General features: G+C 60.9%; 14 protein-coding genes. 10 read left to right on the plus strand and 4 right to left on the minus strand.

Going from position 1 to position 14,730, the window contains the following annotated elements:
• Positions 1-10: 10 nt before the first annotated feature.
• Both ACI5FR_RS06315 and ACI5FR_RS06320 read left to right on the plus strand, forming a co-directional pair.
• On the plus strand, positions 11-1,048 hold the full coding sequence (locus tag ACI5FR_RS06315) for an ABC transporter substrate-binding protein (protein ID WP_405451817.1): 1,038 nt from the start codon (positions 11-13) through the stop codon (positions 1,046-1,048).
• Positions 1,049-1,085: 37 nt separating this feature from the next.
• A complete protein-coding gene (locus ACI5FR_RS06320; protein WP_405451820.1) occupies positions 1,086-1,712 on the plus strand; it encodes a nitroreductase family protein in 627 nt (208 codons plus the stop codon).
• A gap of 55 nt (positions 1,713-1,767) precedes the next feature.
• Here the strand turns inward: ACI5FR_RS06320 and ACI5FR_RS06325 are convergent, their stop codons facing one another.
• Positions 1,768-2,631 (minus strand): AraC family transcriptional regulator, encoded by an 864-nt coding sequence (locus ACI5FR_RS06325; protein ID WP_405451823.1) that lies wholly within the window; start codon positions 2,629-2,631, stop codon positions 1,768-1,770.
• Between the two features lie 191 nt (positions 2,632-2,822).
• Here ACI5FR_RS06325 and ACI5FR_RS06330 point away from each other — a divergent pair, with 191 nt between their 5' ends.
• From ACI5FR_RS06330 to ACI5FR_RS06365, 8 genes are all read left to right on the plus strand, one after another.
• Positions 2,823-3,248 (plus strand): MarR family winged helix-turn-helix transcriptional regulator, encoded by a 426-nt coding sequence (locus ACI5FR_RS06330; protein ID WP_405451826.1) that lies wholly within the window; start codon positions 2,823-2,825, stop codon positions 3,246-3,248.
• 63 nt (positions 3,249-3,311) lie between these two features.
• Entirely contained in the window at positions 3,312-4,583 is a 1,272-nt protein-coding gene (locus ACI5FR_RS06335) for an MFS transporter (protein ID WP_405451829.1), read from the plus strand.
• Between the two features lie 97 nt (positions 4,584-4,680).
• Positions 4,681-6,114, plus strand: a complete 1,434-nt coding sequence (locus ACI5FR_RS06340) for an ABC transporter permease subunit (RefSeq protein ID WP_405451832.1) — start codon at positions 4,681-4,683, stop codon at positions 6,112-6,114.
• Positions 6,107-6,829, plus strand: coding sequence for an amino acid ABC transporter ATP-binding protein (locus tag ACI5FR_RS06345; protein WP_405451835.1), 723 nt, complete (start codon positions 6,107-6,109; stop codon positions 6,827-6,829). The genes ACI5FR_RS06340 and ACI5FR_RS06345 overlap by 8 nt, the downstream gene beginning before the upstream one ends.
• A 75-nt stretch (positions 6,830-6,904) precedes the next feature.
• Complete coding sequence (locus ACI5FR_RS06350) at positions 6,905-8,194, plus strand: TolB-like translocation protein (protein ID WP_405451837.1); 1,290 nt, start codon at positions 6,905-6,907, stop codon at positions 8,192-8,194.
• A 569-nt stretch (positions 8,195-8,763) separates the two neighbouring features.
• On the plus strand, positions 8,764-9,408 hold the full coding sequence (locus tag ACI5FR_RS06355; RefSeq protein WP_405451840.1) for a hypothetical protein: 645 nt from the start codon (positions 8,764-8,766) through the stop codon (positions 9,406-9,408).
• Between the two features lie 558 nt (positions 9,409-9,966).
• Entirely contained in the window at positions 9,967-11,163 is a 1,197-nt protein-coding gene (locus ACI5FR_RS06360) for a hypothetical protein (protein WP_405451842.1), read from the plus strand.
• Between the two features lie 2 nt (positions 11,164-11,165).
• Positions 11,166-11,489 (plus strand): hypothetical protein, encoded by a 324-nt coding sequence (locus ACI5FR_RS06365; RefSeq protein WP_405451844.1) that lies wholly within the window; start codon positions 11,166-11,168, stop codon positions 11,487-11,489.
• A 135-nt stretch (positions 11,490-11,624) separates the two neighbouring features.
• On the opposite strand, the gene ACI5FR_RS06370 is transcribed toward ACI5FR_RS06365, so the two are convergent.
• The 3 genes from ACI5FR_RS06370 to ACI5FR_RS06380 form a co-directional block, all read right to left on the minus strand.
• Positions 11,625-12,251 carry an FMN-dependent NADH-azoreductase gene (locus tag ACI5FR_RS06370; RefSeq protein ID WP_405451846.1) on the minus strand — a complete coding sequence of 209 codons (627 nt, stop codon included), beginning with the start codon at positions 12,249-12,251 and terminating at the stop codon, positions 11,625-11,627.
• Between the two features lie 149 nt (positions 12,252-12,400).
• Positions 12,401-13,063 (minus strand): response regulator, encoded by a 663-nt coding sequence (locus tag ACI5FR_RS06375; protein ID WP_405451849.1) that lies wholly within the window; start codon positions 13,061-13,063, stop codon positions 12,401-12,403.
• Positions 13,060-14,712, minus strand: a complete 1,653-nt coding sequence (locus tag ACI5FR_RS06380) for a GAF domain-containing sensor histidine kinase (RefSeq protein WP_405451851.1) — start codon at positions 14,710-14,712, stop codon at positions 13,060-13,062. Before ACI5FR_RS06380 ends, ACI5FR_RS06375 begins: the two co-directional genes overlap by 4 nt.
• Between the last annotated feature and the right edge of the window lie 18 nt (positions 14,713-14,730).

The following is a 14,730-nucleotide window of genomic DNA, read 5'->3' on the forward strand; positions in this document are numbered from 1 at the left end:
AGCTTCATGAATGAAAGGAAACCATACCATTCGTCGTACACGTCTACTGGTCTTATTCATAGCGCTAGTCAGCCTCGCGATTCTGGCTCAAGCTTGCGGGAACGCGGAAGGGGGGCAAACTACGCCCTCTACCGGTTCCTCTTCGGCCGGCGGCGGAGCGGGGAAAGCGCAGGTGCCGGCAGTCCTCAATTACGGGTATATCGGCACGAATAAGCTGAATTTCCCCGGGGGCGCCGAAGGCTGGGGCTTTTACAAGGGCATCATTCAGGAGGAGCTGAAAAAGCACGGGATAACCGAGGTGAAGCTGACCGGCTTTCCGAATGGACCCGATCAGAGCGAATCGCTCATCAGCGGACGGCTCGATTTCGGCAGCCTGGGCGATACGCCCGCCATGCTGGCCCGGTCCACCGGCGCGAAGACGAGGCTCATTACCCAGGGGGCTACGGAGAGCATCGGCTACTTGATCGGCAAGAAGAACGGACCCAAGACGCTCGCGGATCTGAAGGGCAAGACGATCGCCATCCAGAAGGGGTCGTTCATGCATCGGTATATCGTGGGGCTCTTGAAGGAGCAGAACATCACGGACGTGAAGTTCATCCATATGCTCCGGCCCGACGGGGAAGCGGCGCTCGCCCGCGGCGAGGTCGACGCGATGACCAACAGCGCCATCTTCGCGCTGAAGCAGATCGAGCAGGGCTATCCGCTCCTCGACGACGCGACGAAGCATCCGAACTTGATCGGCACGAGCGCGACGGTCGTCTCCGAGGAGTACCTGAAGAAGTTCCCGGACTTCCCGAAAATATGGAACGAGGCGCGGCTGAAGGCGCTGAACGACCTGAAGGCGAAGCCGGACGAATATTACGCCTTCCTGTCGCAGTTGAACGGTTACTCCGTGGAGCTGAACAAGCAAGTGTCCCCGATCAGCCAATTGAAGGATACCCCGTTCACGGAGGACGGCGTCAAGCTGTTGGACGGCACGAAGAAGTTCCTGGTCGAGGAGAAGCTGGCGGAGAAGGATTTCGATTTGAACGCCTGGATCTTGAAATAACGCAGTTCATTTTTAGCAAAGAGGGAGCGAATATGCTATGAGCCTACCATCTGTCAATCTGACCGAACGCCTGCTCGAAGAAGTGCAAGCCCACCGGCACGCCGATTATCCGGTCAGCCCCTGGATTCTGAACCGCTGGTCCTCTCGCTCCTTCTCCGATCGCGCCGTATCCGACGAGGCGCTGCATACCGTACTGGAGGCCGCCCGCTGGGCGCCATCCTCCAGCAACCTGCAGCCTTGGCGCTTTGTGGTTGCCCGCACCCGGGAGGAGCGGGAACGGTTTCAGGCGTTCATCCGGCCTACGAATCGCCTGTGGACGGATCGCGCGCCTGTCCTCATCCTGCTCGCTTCCCACAAGCTGAACGCGAACGGCGAGCCGAACGGCGCTCATGCGTTCGACACGGGCGCGGCCTGGGGCATCCTGGCGCTGCAGGCGGCCTTGCTCGGCTTGTCGACGCGTGCCGTCGGCGGCTTCGACCGGGAGATCGCGCGCCGTATCCTGCATGTGCCGGACGACGTCGAGCTTCATGCCGTCGTCGCACTCGGGTATCGAGGCGAGAAGGAAACGCTCCATGAGTCGTTCCGGGACCGGGAAGTGCCGAACAGCCGCCGTCCTCTGGCCGACAGCTTGATTGAAGGGGCTTGGCCGGACACAGCCCCATAATGTAGAGAAGCCCTGGGCAGCGTAGTTGCCCAGGGCGTTTTGTCTGTGCAGGCCGTCAAGCCTTTTTCACGATCGGGATCCAAATCTCGCACCGGTAATCGTCCGCCGTCGTATCCCCGGGCGGGTAGACCTCCATCTCAGGCGCGCCTGAATGCTCGAAGCCGGTACCGGGGAACCACTCCTGGAAGATGCGGCCGAACATACTTTGGATGGACCAGGGCACCGGTCCCACAGCGGTGAAGACCGCCCAGGCCGAGGAGGGGATCGTACGCTGGCTGTACCCCGCTCCGAGCTTGGCGGGGTCAGCCTCGGCCGCGATCATATATGTGAGGTCGCCGGTCTCCGGCTTCATGTCGAGGCATACGCCGAGCAGCAGGCCGCCCGCCGCCACGGAGCCTAGCTTCGCGATGGTGCCGTCCGCGTGGCACGCTTGCCACTGCCGTGCAATTTCCCTCGACTGCTCCCCGTCCTTGCATGTCACCTCGATCGATTTGCCTACCACGGTAAACGCTTCTTTCTCCACAATGCGATAATCCATATCTTGATCTCCCTCCAGCGATAAGTGGAAGGAGATGCGGGGGAACGCCTTCAGCGGGACGCCGGGCTGACGGGCCTCGGACGGAGGGATCCCGTGAATTTTGCGAAACGCCTTGGTGAACGACTCCGGGGAATCGTAGCCGTACTTGAGCGCGATCTCGACCACTTTCGCCGACGTGAGGGCGAGCTCCTGCGCCGCCATGGTCAGCTTTCGTTTCCGCGTATACTCCGCGACCGTCATGCCGGTAATCATATGGAACATACGTTGAAAATGAAACGGCGACATGTAAGCGACCTTCGCGATTTCTTCCATATCGAGCCGTTCCTCCATTAGGCGCTCCATGGCGTCAATCGCCTCTTGCATCCGTATCAGCGCGTCCATCCGCATCACCTCCAATGGTTCTCATCGTATCACCGTCGGGTAGGACCGTCCTGTCCTGCCGTGCTCTTTGCGAACAGGTGCAGGCCGTGTTTGTTTGACTTTCATTATACCGGAAACAAATGGTTGACAGTAGACTCGGCCTGCGGATATATTAGTTGTACATACAAACGTTAGCGGAAGGAGAGATCGAAATGGACGAAGCATTCCTGCACAACTGCTTGTTCTTCACGGCGAATCGGCTGGGACGGGCGATCACGAAGCTGGCGGAGGAAGAGTTCGCGCCGACTGGATTGACTCCGATGTACGGCTACTTGATCCGGCTCGTGAATGGGGAGCCCGGCATTTCCCAGAAGGAGCTGTCCGAGAAGCTGTCCGTTACCGCCTCCACGCTGACGCGATTCATCGATAAGCTCGAGGGCAAGCAGCTCGTAGAGCGCAAGGGGCAGGGCAAGACGGTGCACGTCTATCCGACCGAGAAGAGCCGCGCGCTGGAGGGTACGATCCGCCAAGCCTCGAAGAGCTTGAAAGAGCGGTATGAAGCGTTGCTCGGACCGGAGCTGGCGCAGCGATTGACCCTGGAAACGGAACAATCGAGCGAAAAGCTGGAGCGGCAGTAACGGCTGCGCTTTCTGTAGAAATATTGTTGTATGTACAAACAAAATTGGGAGAGTGACCTCATAATGCAAACGGATGTGAAGGCCCCGAAAAAACTATTTTACGGCTGGCTCGTCGTGCTTCTCGCCTTCTTCACCCTCCTCACCTCAGCGGGGATTCGCTCCATGCCGAGCTTGTTCATGCTCTCCTTCGAGGAGGAGTTCGGCTGGTCGCGAAGCGGCATCTCGGGCGTCGTCTCCGTCGGCATTTTCCTGTACGGACTGGTCGGCCCTTTCTCGGCGGCGGTGCTGCAGCGATTCGGCATTCGCAAGGTGATGGTGCTGTCGCTCGCCGTATTGGCGGGCAGCCTGTCGATCACTCCGTTCATGCAGCACTTGTGGCAGTTCCAGCTGCTGTGGGGACTCGTTGCTGGGCTCGGCACCGGTATGATGGCGAATGTGCTCGGGGTGACGGTCAGCAACAATTGGTTCGTGAAACGCCGCGGCTTGGTCGTCGGGATGCTGACTGCCAGTGCGGCCGCCGGCCAGCTGTTGTTCTTGCCGCTGCTCGCCAAGGTGACCGTGGAGGCCGGATGGAGAACGGCGGTATGGATCGCGATCGCTGTCATAGTCTTAGTTCTTCTCGTCGTGGCGATCTGGATGCGGGATCACCCGTACGATGTGGGGGCCGCTCCTTATGGGACGGAGGAGCTAGTCCAGCCCAAGCCGTTCACGGGCAATTTGATCCTCTCCCCTTTGCGTGCCCTGCAGTCGGCTCTCCGCAATAAGACCTTTTGGCTGCTCGCCGGGACGTTCTTCTTCTGCGGCTTCTCCACCAACGGGCTGATCGGGACGCATCTCATTCCCGCCTGCGGCGACTTCGGCATTCCCGAGGTGACGGCCGCCGGGCTGCTCGCCCTCATGGGCATCTTCGATCTCGTGGGCACGACGATGTCGGGCTGGCTGTCCGATCGGTTCGACAGCCGTTGGCTGCTGTTCTGGTATTACGGCCTTCGCGGCCTTTCGCTGCTGTTTCTGCCCTATGCGCTCGATTCCAGCCCGGCGTCGCTGATGATATTCACCGTCTTTTACGGCCTCGACTGGATCGCGACCGTGCCTCCGACCGTCCGGCTCGCCACCCAGGAATTCGGCCGGGAGAAGGCCGGCATGATCTTCGGGTGGGTCGTGGTCGCCCACCAGATCGGCGCTTCGACGGCCGCCTACGGCGCCGGCGTCTTGAGAGAGTGGCTAGGCAGCTACACGGTGCCTTTCCTGGCGGCGGGTATCGTATGCATGCTCGCTGCGGCAATGGCCGTGCGGATCTCGAAGCTGCGGGCGGCGGCCGTGAGCCAAGGCTGACATCGTGATTCGGTGCGGTCCGTTTGCATGCATGCATGAATGATGGCCATTTATGGAAATCTACTGCTAGCAGGAATGCCGCTAGGAGGGTTTACCATTGAAATGGGCAAGACGCATGGCTGCCGCTATTCTCGCCTTGACGATCTGTATCTCCACGACTGCCTCGGCAGCCGGGACGAAGGGCAAGCTCGTTATGGGCACATCTCCGGATTACCCGCCGTATGAAAGCATCGATGCGACCGGCAGCGGGCAAGTCGTCGGACTCGATCTCGACATCGCCCGGGCGATCGCGGGGAAGCTTGGCTACGACCTGGAAGTGTCCGGCATGGACTTCAACGGCCTAATCGCCGCGCTGCAGTCAAAGCGCGTGGACTTCGTCATGTCGGCGATGTCGGTCACGGAAGAGCGCAAGGCGAGCGTCGACTTCTCGAGCTCTTACTACGTCGCCCGGAATACGATCGTCTCGCCGCAGGGCAAGCCGTACAGTTCGCTCGATGAACTGGCGGGCAAGCGTGTCGGGGCGCAGCTCGGGTCCGTGCAGGATGAGGTCGTAGCCGGAATCGCCGCCTCGGAGAAGGTGCGGCTGAACAAAATCTCCGACCTCATCCAGGAGCTCAAGGCCGGCCGGCTCGATGCCGCCGTCATCGAGGATGCGGTGGCGATCGAGTTGACCGGGCCGAACCCGGACTTGAGCTTTACGATGCTCGAGCCGTCCCCAGGGGATCAGGGCTACGCAATTGCGTTCCCGAAGGGATCTCCGCTTCGGGAAGCGTTCGACACGCAGCTGCAGGCGATGAAGGCGAATGGCGAGCTGCAGGCGATCATCGACAAGTGGTTCGGGGCGATGCAGACGCCGGTGAAGAGCCGCGGCGGGTTCCTGGACTTCCGCGTCCTGGACGGGTACGTCGGTTATCTCTTGCGAGGCGTAGGGGTGACCCTGCTGTTCAGCCTTGTCTCGGCGCTCGGGGGCTTGATCTGGGGCACTGTGCTGTCGCTGTTCAAGATCTCCACGATCCGCCCGCTGCAATGGTTCTCGACGGTGTACACGTCGGTCTTCCGGGGTACGCCGCTGCTCCTGCAGCTGTCGATTCTGTACTTCGCCACCCCGCAGCTGATCGGCTACGACATTTCGCCGCTGATGGCGGCGGGGCTCGCGTTCGGCCTGAACTCGGCCGCCTACTTGTCGGAGACGATCCGCGGCGGGCTGCTCGCGGTGGACAAGGGGCAGCGGGAGGCGGCGATGGCGCTCGGGCTGCCGTATGGAACGACGCTGGCTCACATCTTGTTCCCCCAGGCGATCAAGAACATCTTGCCCGCGATTGTGAACGAGCTCGTCGCGCTCGTGAAGGAATCGTCGCTCGTCTCGGTGATCGGCGTGGCCGATCTGATGCGGCGGGCGGGCGTCGTGCAGGCGCAGACGTTCCGAGCGTTCGAGCCGCTGCTGTTCGTAGGCGCGGTGTATTACGTACTCGTGCTGGTGCTCACCTCTTGCGCCCGGCTGCTCGAGAGGAGGCTGCGTGTCAGTGATTGAAGTCCAGAGCTTAACGAAAACGTACGGCAAACACGAGGTGCTCCGCGGCATCACCACGACGGTAGAGCGAGGCGAGGTTGTGGCGGTGATCGGCCCGTCCGGTTCCGGCAAGTCCACGTTCCTGCGCTGTCTGAACTTGCTCGAGACGCCGACATCCGGCCATATTACGGTGGACGGGACGGTAATTACCGACCGGGGCGTGAACCTGCCTCAAGTCCGGCAGCGGATCGGCATGGTGTTCCAGCATTTTCACCTGTTCCCGCATATGAGGGTATTGGACAACATTACTTTTGCCCCGATGCGCGTGAAGGGGCTCTCCCGAGAGGAGGCGACCCACCGGGCGATGGAGCTGCTGGACCGTGTCGGGCTGAAGGACAAGGCCGACGCGTACCCGTCCCGGCTGTCCGGCGGACAGAAGCAGCGGATCGCCATCGCACGGAGCCTGGCGATGCAGCCGGAGATCATGCTGTTCGACGAGCCGACGTCGGCGCTCGATCCGGAGATGGTGAAGGAGGTACTCGCCGTCATCCGCGACCTGACCACCTCCGGGATGACGATGCTCATCGTCACGCACGAGATGAAGTTCGCCCGAGAGGCGGCGAGCGTCATTTATTTCCTGGACGAAGGCAGGCTTATGGAGAGGGCGGCGCCCGATCAGTTTTTCGCGAAACCGCAAAGCGAGCGGGCGGCGCGCTTCTTGGAGCGGGTGCTGTAGCTTCAGCTGACGGGGGCGACTTTTCGCTTTGCGTAAAAGAGAGATGGAATATTTAGCAAGAGGAGGCAACGGTTTATGTGGAGGCAACTTCGAACGAAAGGCTGGATCATCGGCGTGGTTATCGCCCTGGTCTTCTCCATCGCGGGGCCTGGTAGGGGAAGGGCGGCTACGGGCGACAACAAAACGCCCCTGCCGCAGGCGGCCTTCGTCAAGGGCGGGGACTTATGGGTTCAGACCGGCGAGTCCGCCAAACCGATGACGAAAGGCCAATCCGTCCACAATCCGAAATGGTCGTTCGACAACCAGTGGATTGCCTATTCCGCGGGCGAGAACGAGCAAGAGCTATGGGTGCTGCATGTGTCGAAGGGCGAGAGTCATCTCGTCTCGCCGAAGGGCGGGAGCTGGAGGAGCTTCCAGTGGGCGCCTGACCGCAATCGGCTCGCCTTCCGGAACGAGCAGCAGCTGTTCACGGCGGACCCGGACCAGCCGGATAAGCATGTAGAGGCGGCTCGCGAGATCGGCAACTACTCCTGGCTGCCGGATGGCAGCGGAATGCTCGTGTCCTCGGCATCCAAGTTGCTGCCGGACAGCGGCTGGACGCCGGTGCGCATCCTGAAGCTGCCGCTCTCGGCTATCGGCGAGCCCGGGCCGGAGGAGCTGCTGTACACGCTGCCCAAGCCGTCCGATGCGTTCCTCGCCGTCGGCACGAGCATCTTCCGCTGGTCGGCGGATGGGCGCTGGATCGCGTTCCTCGCGACCCCCACGGCTTCGCTGTCGGCCGACAGCAACGCCCTGTGCGTCCTGTCCTCCGACGGGAAGACGTTCCGGAAGATCGATGACATGGTGCGTAACGAGCAATGGTTCGCCTGGGCGGGTGAAGGGGAGAAGCTGGCTTATATCGGAGGCGTCGGCCGGGAAGCCTCGTCGAACAAGCGGCTCAAGGTGGTCGAGCTTCCGAATGGGACGCCGATCCACTATACCCCGACAGGTTATGTGGATCAAGGCTTCGCGTGGGATGGGCCGAATCATATTATCGTGAGCCGGGCACGCGAGATGAAGCCGACTAACTATGGGCCGGCGGTTCGTCCTTTCCCATCGCTCGTCGACATCGAGCTGACGAAAGGCCGGACGGACCCGGTTACCCACCCGTCGGACCGGCATGGGGACTATCAGCCGACCTTGGTGACGGTGGACCATCTGGCCTGGGTGCGCTCCAACCGGCAGACGGCCGAAGTCCGGCTGTCCGAGGTCGACGGCGACCATGATCGAGTGTGGATCCCGAGCCTGGACCTCGGCGCCAACTATTATGAGCAGTGGAATTGGAGTACCGTGTTGGATTACGCCCACCCTGCTCGCGAACAATGACCCGGCCTTTGGCCGGGTTTGCTTTTGGGTGGGGAGTAGGGTTGGGTGGGATTAAGCCGAAAAAATCGTGTTACTGAACGGGATTCGGTACGATGGATGGGATTAAGCCGAAAAATCGTGTTACTGAACGGGATTACGAACGGCGAGGCTGTAAAGTAAAAAAGTTACTCAAGAGCGTGGAAACCCTCGGACGGCGACAGCTGTAAAGTAAAAAAGTTACTCTCGAGAGAGGAAACCGGCGGACGGCAGGACTGTAAAGTAAAAAGTTACTCTAGAGCGCGGAAACCGGTGGACGGCGAGACTGTAAAGTAAAAAAGTTACTCTAGAGCGCGGAAATCGGCGGACGGCGAGGCTGCAAAGTAAGAAAGTTACTCTAGAGCGTGGAAACCGGCGACGGTGAGCTGTAAAGTAAAAAAGTTACTCTCGAGAGAGGAAACCGGCGGACGGCAGGGCTATAAAGTAAAAAAGTTACTCTAGAGCGCGCACCCGCTCTCGCACGCGCCCCTCCCAAGATCGCCAACTTATGGTAAACTGAGCACATCCGACCATACACGAAAAGGGGAAAAGTAATGAGCTTAAGCAACCGGTTGTCAACGCAGATCGGGGATAAAACGCAGCAGGGGAACGTAGCCGTCGCGGAACGGATCATGGCCGAGTCCTCCGGATCCGGGCTCGAGGAAGTGGCGGCGGCGCTAGAGTCCGCCGCCGGACAAGACGCGGCGCTCCTGGGCGACTGCTGCGAGGTGCTGACGAAGGTGGCCGAGCGGCAGCCTGAGCGGGTGGCGCCTTATGCGCCTCGGCTCCTCCCGCTGCTCGGGCACAAGGCGACACGCGTGCGCTGGGAGGCGATGCACGCGCTCGCCCTCACGGCGGAGCGGGTGCCGGACCTGATGGCCGGCGCGCTCCCGACCCTCGCGGAGCTCATCCGCCGCGACGCGAGCACGATCGTCCGCGACTACGCCGTCGACGCGGTCGGCAACATGGCGCGGGCCGGCGAAGCCACCGCCCGGCAAGCGTACCCCGTGCTGCGGGAAGCGCTTCGCGCCGCAGACGGCAAACATGCGGGCCGTGCCCTGTCCGGGCTGTGCCACGCGGTGCAAGCGGCGCCCGACCTCGCGCTGGAGGCGCTGCAGACGGCGCACGAGTACGCCGACCATGCGAAGCCGGCCGTTCGCAAAGCCGCCAAGGCGCTGCTCAAAGCCGCACAGCGGTAAGCTCGTCTGCTTTCGCAGGTCACGGCCGGCCCTGCTACAACACTCGCAGGCCCCGACCGGCCCTCGCTAGCTCTTGCTGGCACTCGCTGGCACTCGCTGGCACTCGCTGGCACTCGCTGGCACTCGCTGGCACTCGCTGGCACTCGCTGGCACTCGCTGGCCCTCGCTGGCACTCGCTGGCCCTCGCTGGCACTCGCTGGCCCTCGCTGGCACTCGCTGGCACTCGCTGGCACTCGCTGGCCCTCGCTGGCACTCGCTGGCACTCGCTGGCCCTCGCTGGCCCCAGCCGGCCCTCGCTGGCACTCGCTGGCTCGCGCTGGCGCTCACTAGCCCCCGTTGCATCCGTTGCCTCGACCGTCCCCATTGCCCGCGCCGCCCAAACCCGAAACCCCGAGAATCGTTGCTCCAATGCGGATCTGGGGGTTTTTGACATGAGGAAAACCAACATATTTCGACCCCGGCTTGTCAGTGATTTGGTACCATCAGCGGGTTGTGCGACCCTACCTTGTATGTCACAGTAATACCTAGTTACATATTACAAACAAGGAGGATTGGCGCATGCACTACCACTTTTTTGTAGGTAACGACAACGGGAACAGCGAGCACGACCTGATCATCGACGGACGCCTCATTCAACAACCTAATGTGAATTGTACAGTGGACGAGCTCCCCTGGGACGAGGAGCAGGCCCCGGACAGCTTCGTGAAGCAGCTGCAGGATCAGCTGGTCGTGACGATCGATTCCCCGGCGGCCCGCCCCGGGATGTACTATGTTGGCAAGTTCGCGCTGGAGAGCGGAGAAATTCTCGATAACCTCCAGATTGGGATCGACATGAAGAGCGACATGGATCTGCCGGTCGTCAATACGCTGGCGCAGATCGCGGCCGCCGCCGTTCAGAAGGCCGTGGACGAGGAGAAGCGCATTCCGGAGCACATCGAAGTCGATGTGGACATGGCCACGGCGCTGCCGGTTACGCAGCATAACGACGAGACGTCGGCCAAGTTCGAGCGCAGGTTCATGGCGGGCTCCCATCATGTCACGGTACACCTGGGACTTCAACGAGTGGGCGTGAAAATCGTTTTCGCGTATACGAAGGTGGTGCCCGAAGCCACGCCGGTCATTTTCGCGCTGCAAAAAGACGCGGACGGGAATTGGCGGGAAGGCGACATTTTCCGGGAGTTCGTAGAGCGGTATGAGATCGAAAAGAAGTTCAACGGCAGCTTTTTCCGGGACAAGCGTATTCTGCATATCGATATCGGGGACGGCTCGACGGAATATCCGATCACGGAGGGGAACAAGTTCCTGCGGCAGTTCGTGCACGGCAGCCACCATGGAGCCGGGTACGCCATCGAGGAGGCGCTGGACGAGTTCAACCGGCTGATCCACTTGCCGAACAGCCCCCGGCAGTTCTTCAGCGATGTGATCAAAAATCCGAAGCACAAGTACCATGCCCGCGCCATCAAGACGCTGAAGAGGCCGATGGAGAGCCAGGTACGGCAAATCGTGCAAAACGTGAAGCGGCAGCTCACCAAGGCCCGCAACGAGATCGACCTGCTGTGCGTTTATGGGGGAGGCAGCATCCTGATGCGCTCCATGCTGTACCCGCTCTTGGACGAGCTGTGCAAGGAGCGGGAGATGAAGCTGCTGTACATTCCGAAGGAGTTCGCCGTGCAGATGAACGCCTTGGGACTGGACGCCTTCGTGCGGGGCAAAATCTATGAAGCGCTGAAGACGAAAGCGGCGCAGCCCGCCTAAGCATGAAGAAAACGAAGCAGCCGGGCGAGAACATCAGCTTGAAGACGCGCAAGACGGAAGACCCCGCCATCATGAACTGGATCAATGCGCAGTCGAACCTGATGGACTCCCTGCGGTTCTTGATTGAACAAGAGGTCGCGCGGCATGGCGTGCGCAATCTGCAGGCGGTCATCCCGTCCGCACGGAACGTCGACCTCCGCACGGCGGCCTATGCTGGACTGGCACAGTCCGAGCTGGCCGCCGGGATGGAGCCGGATGCGGCCGAACCGGGAGATCTCCTCGAAGAGGACGAAATCGATGACGCCGATATCGAATCCTGGATCTGATCCCATGAACAAACAAGCAAGGCCCGGTATTACCTGACCATCAGGCGGTACCGGGCCTTGCTGCGTAAGGTTAAGAATGACTAAGCGCGACTTAACCATACTAAGTATTACTTGGGATTACTCAATAATATTGTCTTAGAACCCGGCGGCTACCTTCTCCGCTTCTTGCAATCCTTGCGAGATAATGTCCTGCGCCCGGTCCGGGAACTGGTTGTGCCCTTCTACGACAACGGTCGTGATGTCCTTCACGCCGAACAGGCCGAATACGTTGCGCACATAGTTGACCGACATTTCCATCCCGGCCGCATAGCCTTCGGAGTAGACGCCTCCGCGAGCGTTCAGCAGCACGATTTTCTTGTCCGGAATCAGACCGACCGGTCCGTTCTCCGTATACCGGAACGTTTTGCCCGCTTGGGACAAATAATCCATGTAGGTGTGCAGCACGGCCGGAATCGTGAAGTTCCACAGCGGGAAGGCGAACACGACTTTGTCGGCGGCGAGGAATTGGTCGATATATTTGGACGCCACCTCGGAGGCTTCCTTCTCGGCAGGGGTCAGCTCATACCCTTTCGCCGCTTTGAAGTTCCCGGTGATCATATCGGAATTCATGTACGGCAGTTCTACCTGAAACAGATCCAGCTCGGTGATGACGTCCTCCGGGTGGTTCGCTTTGTAGCTATCTAGAAAGGCTTGATACAGCTTGACGCTGACGGCCTGATCGATCGGGCGGTCATTCGCTTTGACGAATAAAACTTGGCTCATCTAATTTCCCTCCAATGTGATAAGATCTGACCTTCATGCTACAGCAATCCCTTCGCGAACACATCGGCAAATGGATGTAAGTTTGCAAACGCCGGGACGACTCTAGGAGGAGGTCCGGTCGTACGACCTCGGATGGAAGACCGTATAGATCAAGCCGGGAACATGTTCACCGCATATAGCGCTGCCTGCGTCCGATCGGTGAGATGGAGCTTGCTGAGAATGCTGCTGACGTGGGACTTGACAGTCTTCTCACTGACGACGAGCGTTTGTGCGATCTCCTTGTTGCTGCACCCCTTCGTGATGAGCCGCAGCACCTCGAGCTCGCGCGGGGTGAGCGCCTCGAAGCCGTCGGCCCGCCCGCCGGCAGGCTCAGCCGTCGGTTGCTGCGGCAGCGGGTCCGGCTCAGCGACAAGCGCACTACGGATTTCGGGGTGCAGCTGCACATTGCCTTGATGCGCGCTGCGAATGGCCAGCGCCAGCTGTTCCGGCTCGGCGTCCTTCAGCATATAGCCGATCACGCCGGTTCGCAGCGCGCCATAGATGTGCCGGGGTTCCGAGAAGCTCGTCAGCACCAGTACCTTCACGTCCGGGAACCGTTCCGCGATGATCGAGCTCGCCTCGATCCCGTCCATCTCCGGCATGTTCAGGTCCATGAGCACGAGGTCGGGGTGCAGCTTCTCGACTTGTTCGATCGCCTCCCGGCCGTTGTGGGCTTCGCCGACGAGCTCGAAGTCCGCTTGCGTACCAAGATAGAACGCCAAGCCTTTAAGCACGATTTGATGGTCGTCCACGAGCAAGATTCGAATCTTCATAAGTCCCCCTTCCCCGGTAGTCGGGCTTCCGTATCGAAGGGAATGCGGACCGTCACGACCGTAGGCCGCCCGATCCCGCTCTCTACAGACAGCTCGCCGCCAAGCAGCTCCGCCCGTTCGCGCATCGAGAGCAGACCCATGGACATCGGCCCTCTGCGCATCTCGACGGCGAATCCTCTCCCTTCGTCCCGGATGTCCAATTGGGCGATCGTGTCCGTGACATGGAGGCGGGCTGCGGCCTCGTTCGTTCCCGCGTGCTTCTTCACGTTGTTGAGCGCCTCCTGCCCGACCCGCCACAACGTCTCTTCCACATCGCGAGGCAGCGCCCGTCGCTCCTCCGACTCCGTGAGGAGCTTCAGACCCAGGCTAGCCGCATACTGCTGCAGCGCTACAATCACTCCATGCTCGAGGCCGGTCGGCCGCAGCTGCCAGATCAGCGTGCGCATCTCCTTCAGCGCTTCCTGCGACAAGCGCTGAATCTCGTACAGCGACTCTCGCACGACCGGGGCTTGATCGGCGAGTACGTGCTGCGCCCCCTTCGCCAGGAAAGAAAGCGAGAATATTTTCTGCAGCACGGAGTCGTGCAAGTCCCGGGCGACGCGATTGCGTTCCTCGATCCGGGTCAGCTCCCGGCGCTGTTCATAGACGCGGGTATTCTCGATGACGAGCGAGATGTGATCGGCGAGGGAGTAGAGGAACTCTTCCTGGTATGATTCGAAATGGTGCGGAACGTCGCTGCCTAAGAGCAGCACGCCTTGCGCGCGGTTGCGGATGCGAAGCGGTATGGCGGCGGACGCGTGCGGCGGCAGGATCCCCGGCGAGAGCTCGTGGATCATATCCTCCGAGAGGGAAGCTCGGACAAGTCGATTGTCGCTCAAGGCCGCTCCCGCGGCGCCGGAACAATTCGGTGCGATCGACCGCCATTCCTTCGACGATTGTCCTTTCACATGGAGCGCCCGGAGCGACAACGTATTCTGCTCGTGCAAGAACAGCGCCACGAAAGGCCAGCCGAAGATGTCGCTCAGCTGCGTGACCGCGTTGAGAGGCAGCTCATCGAGGCTCTGAATCGCATTGATCTGCTGCGTGAACGTGTCGAGTAACGCGTAATGCTGCGCATGGCGCTCTTGCTCGTAGAATAGCCGGGCACGCTTGATGGCCGTGCCGATCTGGAGGGCGATCGCCTCGAGCAGGGCCAGCTCGTCCTTGGAGAAGTGATCTTTGCCGGCCTGCGCCACATTCAAGAGGCCGAATCGATCCGAGCCGGCATGAAGCGGCACCGTCGCGTGGTGGGTGATACCGGCGGTACACCCGAGGTCGTGCGAGGCCGCATGCGTGATGCGCGTGCACTCTACGATATTGACGGCCCGATGAAGCTCGTTCTCGCGAAACTGCTCCACGCACCAGCAGCCGGCTGCGCACATAGCCGCCTTGTCCCGGCTGGCGAGTGCCGGCGGGAGATTGTGGTCGGCGGTACAGACGATGTCGTGCGTTTCGTCCTTCAAGTAGATCCAGCCGGTCGACAGCCCCGTGATGGCAAGGAGCTTGACCAGCACATCGTTCAGCATTTGATTCAGGTCATTCGTCGTATTGAGCAGCTCGGCGATTTCCTTCAACGCCAACAGCTCTTGGGCTCGAATCTCGCGGGGCATGGTAGACGCCTCCTTCCG

The sequence above is a fragment of the Paenibacillus sp. HJGM_3 genome, assembly GCF_045062745.1.
GTDB lineage: Bacteria > Bacillota > Bacilli > Paenibacillales > NBRC-103111 > Paenibacillus_AA.

What these genes read in the sequence shown, in the direction of transcription:
- ACI5FR_RS06330 (WP_405451826.1), top strand. Translation starts at nt 2,823, where the DNA reads ATGGACGAAGCATTCCTGCACAACTGCTTGTTCTTCACGGCGAATCGG.
- ACI5FR_RS06355 (WP_405451840.1), top strand. Translation starts at nt 8,764, where the DNA reads ATGAGCTTAAGCAACCGGTTGTCAACGCAGATCGGGGATAAAACGCAG.
- ACI5FR_RS06315 (WP_405451817.1), top strand. Translation starts at nt 11, where the DNA reads ATGAAAGGAAACCATACCATTCGTCGTACACGTCTACTGGTCTTATTC.
- ACI5FR_RS06380 (WP_405451851.1), bottom strand. Translation starts at nt 14,712, where the DNA reads ATGCCCCGCGAGATTCGAGCCCAAGAGCTGTTGGCGTTGAAGGAAATC.
- ACI5FR_RS06320 (WP_405451820.1), top strand. Translation starts at nt 1,086, where the DNA reads ATGAGCCTACCATCTGTCAATCTGACCGAACGCCTGCTCGAAGAAGTG.
- ACI5FR_RS06335 (WP_405451829.1), top strand. Translation starts at nt 3,312, where the DNA reads ATGCAAACGGATGTGAAGGCCCCGAAAAAACTATTTTACGGCTGGCTC.
- ACI5FR_RS06350 (WP_405451837.1), top strand. Translation starts at nt 6,905, where the DNA reads ATGTGGAGGCAACTTCGAACGAAAGGCTGGATCATCGGCGTGGTTATC.
- ACI5FR_RS06370 (WP_405451846.1), bottom strand. Translation starts at nt 12,251, where the DNA reads ATGAGCCAAGTTTTATTCGTCAAAGCGAATGACCGCCCGATCGATCAG.
- ACI5FR_RS06325 (WP_405451823.1), bottom strand. Translation starts at nt 2,631, where the DNA reads ATGGACGCGCTGATACGGATGCAAGAGGCGATTGACGCCATGGAGCGC.
- ACI5FR_RS06365 (WP_405451844.1), top strand. Translation starts at nt 11,166, where the DNA reads ATGAAGAAAACGAAGCAGCCGGGCGAGAACATCAGCTTGAAGACGCGC.
- ACI5FR_RS06375 (WP_405451849.1), bottom strand. Translation starts at nt 13,063, where the DNA reads ATGAAGATTCGAATCTTGCTCGTGGACGACCATCAAATCGTGCTTAAA.
- ACI5FR_RS06360 (WP_405451842.1), top strand. Translation starts at nt 9,967, where the DNA reads ATGCACTACCACTTTTTTGTAGGTAACGACAACGGGAACAGCGAGCAC.